We start from the raw sequence: 4,729 nt of genomic DNA on the forward strand, positions 1-4,729 counted from the left end.
CTGGGTTAGGTCATCTAACGAAATGGACATCGAAGCGATCTCGCCTCGGCACATAGATGCACAGATTCCAGACGAACCCGCGCGAATGCTCCACTGGGCATAAGCATCTAAGCCCTACAGTCCATGCCAAAACGCCCTCTTACTGCTGGTTTCGGTGCGACTTCAGTGAGTGGTGTGCTAACTGGCTTTCCATGGCGATGTCGGAGACGGGCTTGGCGGTCCTGGATGTGAAGTTCGCGGCTGTGCTTCCGCATCTGGACGAGCGGCAGCGCCGTTTGTATCTGGCTGCTGAGGCGGATGCACTCGGGCATGGCGGGATCGCGGTGGTGGCCAGGCTGGCAGAAGTATCGGAGTCGACCATCACGCGGGGACGTCTCGAGCTCGCGGGCGGTGCGCCGGTGTTGGGACGGGTGCGCCGTCCTGGTGGTGGACGTAAGTCGGCTGCTGAGCGGGATCCTGGTCTGGTTCCGGCGCTCGAGGCGTTGATCGAGCCGCGGGAGGTCGGTGATCCGGTTTCTCCGCTGCGCTGGACCACTGCCTCACTGCGGGACCTGGCCGGAGAGTTGACCGAGGCGGGCCATCCGATCAGCGCCCCGGCGGTAGGCGATCTGCTGCGCTCGATGGGATTCAGTCTCCAGGGCATGGCCAAGAAGCGTGCCGGCAGCCAGGTTCCTGACCGCGACGCCCAGTTCCAGCACATCAACACCAAGGTCGAGCAGTTCCTGGCTGAGGGCTTGCCGGTGGTGAGCGTGGACGCCAAGAAGAAGGAGCCGATCGGTGACTTCGCCCGGGCCGGCCGCACCTACCGGCCGAAGGGGAACCCGATCACGGCCCCAGATCACGACTTCACCTTCGCTGATACCCCGGTCGCGATCCCGTATGGCGTCTATGACCTGGGCCAAGACGTCGGCTGGGTGAATGTGGGCACCGACCGCAACACCGCGGCGTTCGCGGTGGAGTCGATCCGCCGCTGGTGGAACCAGCAAGGCCGAAATGGCTACCCGGATGCGACTCGGCTTCTGATCACCGCCGATTCCGGAGGGGCGAACTCCGCTGACTCCCACCTGTTCAAGAACGACCTGGCCGACTTCGCCGACGAATGCGGGCTGGCCGTCACCGTGCTGCACTTTCCGCCCGGGACATCGAAGTGGAACAAGGTCGAGCACCGCTTGTTCTCCCGCATCACCCACAGCCTGCGCGGACGGCCCCTGACCAGCTATGAGGTGCTGCTGCAGAGCATCTCGGCAACCCGCACCAGTACCGGCCTGACCGTCAGCGCCGTCCTGGACGAGGGCGACTACCCCACCGGCCGCACCCTCACCAAGGAGCAGCGCCAGGTACTCCTGCAGCGCGTCCAGCGTGACGACTTCCACGGCGAGTGGAACTACACGATCGCGCCCTACGATCCCAGCACGGCACCACCAGCCGAGCCGGAACAGGCGAAGGCGCCCCCGATCCCGGCTGAGGGCACCTACCTGCTCACCCACCCCGCTCTGACCGGCATGTCCCGCGACCAGTTCGACCCGCTCGTGACCGAACTCGAGCCCTGGCGCCAGACCCTGGCCGAGGCCGAACGCGAGAGTTGTGGATCGCCGACGTCGAACCCGGCTCCGTCCACGACCTCACCGCCGCCCGGACACACCTCCTGGGCGCCCTGTACGCCGCCGCCCGCGACCTGCCCACCCTCGCCGACAACGGCGCCGGCATCGGCATCCACACGCCCATCAAACAACCCGAAGAAAACCAGGAACTCAGCCCGGACAACCGTACCTACAACCGACTCCTACGAGCCCTGCGATGCCTCGGCGAACGCGGCTTCGCCCTGCTCAAAGGCCGCTGGCGAACCCTCCAGCACATCACCATCAGCCCCGGCAGAATCGGCGACATCGCCCGCGCAGCGCTTGTCCTCATCCATTTCGAGCACGACCACCTACCGGAGATTCGCTGAGATCACCTCAATGGCCCCACTCGCAGCCGTTAATTGGGTAGCACCAACCCTGCACTATCCAAAGGGCGTCCGAAGGTTCTTTTCCCCAGAGGATTTTCACCTTCGAAACCCCTCCAGGGGCGTCGTGCAGCGCCCGGGTCTCGAAGGGCCAGACACCGGCGCTGCAGAATTCTCCGGTTCGACCCTTGTTCCACCAATCTTCGTTGCCTGGATGAGGTACAAAAAAGGCCTGGAAGCACGCATTTGCGCCGGTCGCGATTGTCTGGGTGCCCACGATTGTGACGGTCCGACCAGACTCAGACCATGACATCTTTCCCTGCAGGACGCTGTTTCCGTATTGGGCGCGAAATCGGTGTACCTCCCCATAGTTCGCTTGTGCCGGTGAGGTGAGTGCACCGCAGAGCAGCGCAAGAGAAGAAATAAATACCATTGCGACTTTCTTAGGCTTCTTCACCGTTTGTTCCCTCTCGTATATGCCCGGGTAGCCGGACGCTTCTCCGGAGCGGTTTCGCCAGACGGTCCGACCCCTTGACCTCGTAAGTTCGTGCGATGCGCGATCATTATGGGATGGCGTGCTGCCATGACCGCAAGACTCTGCCCTTGGCATGAGGCTGCACGGCCGTGCAATCTGATGCCAACGTAGAGTTCGGCCAGGCGCCGAGGCGGTTACTCGGCCCCGGCCCCGGCCCCGGCCTGGGTCAATGAAGGCGACGTCGGTGGGGGGCACGGTGAAGTACCGGATCAGATCGTCACGGCCGATGTCGGGACACGAGCGCAGTTGCTCCAGTTGGTCTTCCGAGAACATCCGGGTCGACATTGAGTGTTTTCGTGCGCCCAGCAGAACGGAGGTGAGGCTGCGTGAGTAGCTGATCTTCGTGTTCGCAAGCTCGTCGTCGCTTGCCGGTGTAAGTCCGGTCCGGGTAGCTGCCAGGAGGCCCGGTAGCAGGCTGGCGGCATCAGGGGGAAACGCCTGGTGTCGGAGCCCAGCGTCAAAGGCCCTTATGGGGGAGCGAAGATGCGGTCCGTAGCATGATGCGAAGCCTGCGGCGTCGTTACTCAGCCTGCTTTCGGGTGGGAACAGGGAGAGCCGAGCCCTTCGAAATCGGGGTGAAGGCCATCCCGTGTTCCGCGTGATTCAGCGGCCTGGAGGTGCGAATTTGCCTCGCCGGGGTCGGGCGGAAGACATGGTGAAGCGAGCGGCGGAGGTGTTGAGTCCGGCCGGTGCGTTGGCGCGCACGCTGGCGGATCAACTGCGATGGTCCGGGATCGAGTCGCAGACCTCGGAGGTAGAGGGCGTGGCGCTGGTGGGCATTGGGCGGTGGATCTCACGGTCTGGTGTGAGTGCGGGCCACACGGGTGGCGTTACCGGTGGCGGCTGGGCGCTGCGATGACGGGCGGGGTGTCGGGGTACACGTCGTGTCCGTGTTCGGCGCTGGCAACGGCGGTGGGGCGGATCGTGCGGCTGTATCGCGAGCGGTATGCGGCGTTGTACAGGTCGGCACCTGAGGAGCCCGCGTGAGCGGGGATGAGTGGGGCGATGTGCAGGCGCATCGGGATCGGTTCGGGCCGTTCATTGAGGTGCGCTGGCGGCGGGCGCGGCTGGTGGTCCGCGAGTGGGCGTGGGTGGACTTCGTGGCGGCGGTGTGGTCGGGGGTGTACAAGCCAGAGAGGGTAGAGGATCGTCGGGGCTGGGGGTCTTTCGAGATCGACGAGCGGCTGGCGGTGGCTGAGCGGCCGGTGGGCTGGCGGGTCAGTCATTGCAGGTTCCGCGAAGCGTGTGGGATCGCTTCGTCACTGCGGTGGGTCAGGAGGTGTTCGTGAGCGTGGGTCATGCGTGGGTGGGCGGCCAGGCCGCCCCTGTCCTCGGCTCGCCACGGCAGCTCTCCGATGGTGGCGGTGGCCAGCCGGGTGAGCTGAGCGGGTCGGCGGACGGTGGCCAGGCAGTGGTCCAGGCGGCGCGGCGGGGGCAGGTAGACGGCTCCGGCTGAGCGTGCCAGCCGTGCGCTGGGCCGGGGCACCTGGCCAGAGCGGGGGACGAACGTTTGTGTGAGCGGGTGTGCCGTCTACGGTGAAGGTCGGGCGGGGGTGTAGGTGCCGTTCTCGGAGGGATACTCCGCGCCACCAGACGCGAGACGCGGTTGCGTGATGGTGTCGCTGCGGAGCGAACCACACCTACGCTCTGAGGGCGGTCACCCCTTCGGGTGAGCGATGAACGTGATGGCAACCACCGCGACGGCGATGACCACCGAGACGATGACGATCGCAAGGGACAGGTCCATGACGCCCTCCTCCCCCAACAGTTCCATTATCCCGCCCTCAAACCCTCTCTGACCAGCGAAGAACTCCGGGGCCATCGACGCCTGGAGTCCGCTCGCGAAGCGTGAATCGACGCGTTGAAGGGTGACGTGTCCGTGCCGGGCTGCTACCCCGGGGAAGGGGGTGTGTCCGGCCGCTTGTGCCGAGCAGTGGCCATCGGCTCGCGGGCGCGGGCTGTCATGGCTTTGCAGAGGGGAAGCCGCCCCCGGAGGGCCGGGTGGGGTGTCGGCGGGGTCGGTGGCGGTTCGGCGGTCCCGGCGGGGGCGCGCCTGCCGGGCGGCGAGGGCGAGCACGGCGCCCTAGTCGGTGGTTTGTTGACATGGGACTGATGTCGCAGTAAGCCGGTGGATAGGGGTAGATGGTGCTGTTCGGGGGTGGTCGTGATGGCGACCGCGCGGCGTCCGTGTCCGCCGGCGCCGGGCCCGTTGGAGGACTACGCGGCCCGGTTCGATGATCTGTGGTGCT

3 protein-coding genes and 1 pseudogene are annotated in these 4,729 nt (G+C 65.9%); all 4 read left to right on the forward strand.

Annotation, left to right across the window (positions count from 1 at the left end; genetic code table 11):
• Positions 1-191: 191 nt before the first annotated feature.
• Positions 192-1,580 (forward strand): annotated as a pseudogene (locus ACSDR0_RS49440) (ISAzo13 family transposase); the annotation flags it as partial.
• 2 nt (positions 1,581-1,582) lie between these two features.
• The gene (locus tag ACSDR0_RS49445) at positions 1,583-1,948 is read left to right on the forward strand and encodes a transposase family protein (RefSeq protein ID WP_435295932.1); all 366 of its coding nucleotides are present in this window, start codon (positions 1,583-1,585) and stop codon (positions 1,946-1,948) included.
• A 1,515-nt stretch (positions 1,949-3,463) separates the two neighbouring features.
• A complete protein-coding gene (locus tag ACSDR0_RS49450; RefSeq protein ID WP_435295930.1) occupies positions 3,464-3,769 on the forward strand; it encodes a hypothetical protein in 306 nt (101 codons plus the stop codon).
• Entirely contained in the window at positions 3,766-3,936 is a 171-nt protein-coding gene (locus ACSDR0_RS49455; RefSeq protein ID WP_435295931.1) for a hypothetical protein, read from the forward strand. The genes ACSDR0_RS49450 and ACSDR0_RS49455 overlap by 4 nt, the downstream gene beginning before the upstream one ends.
• Positions 3,937-4,729: the final 793 nt, after the last annotated feature.

It is taken from the genome of Streptosporangium sp. G11, from assembly GCF_051192615.1.
Classification (GTDB): domain Bacteria; phylum Actinomycetota; class Actinomycetes; order Streptosporangiales; family Streptosporangiaceae; genus Streptosporangium.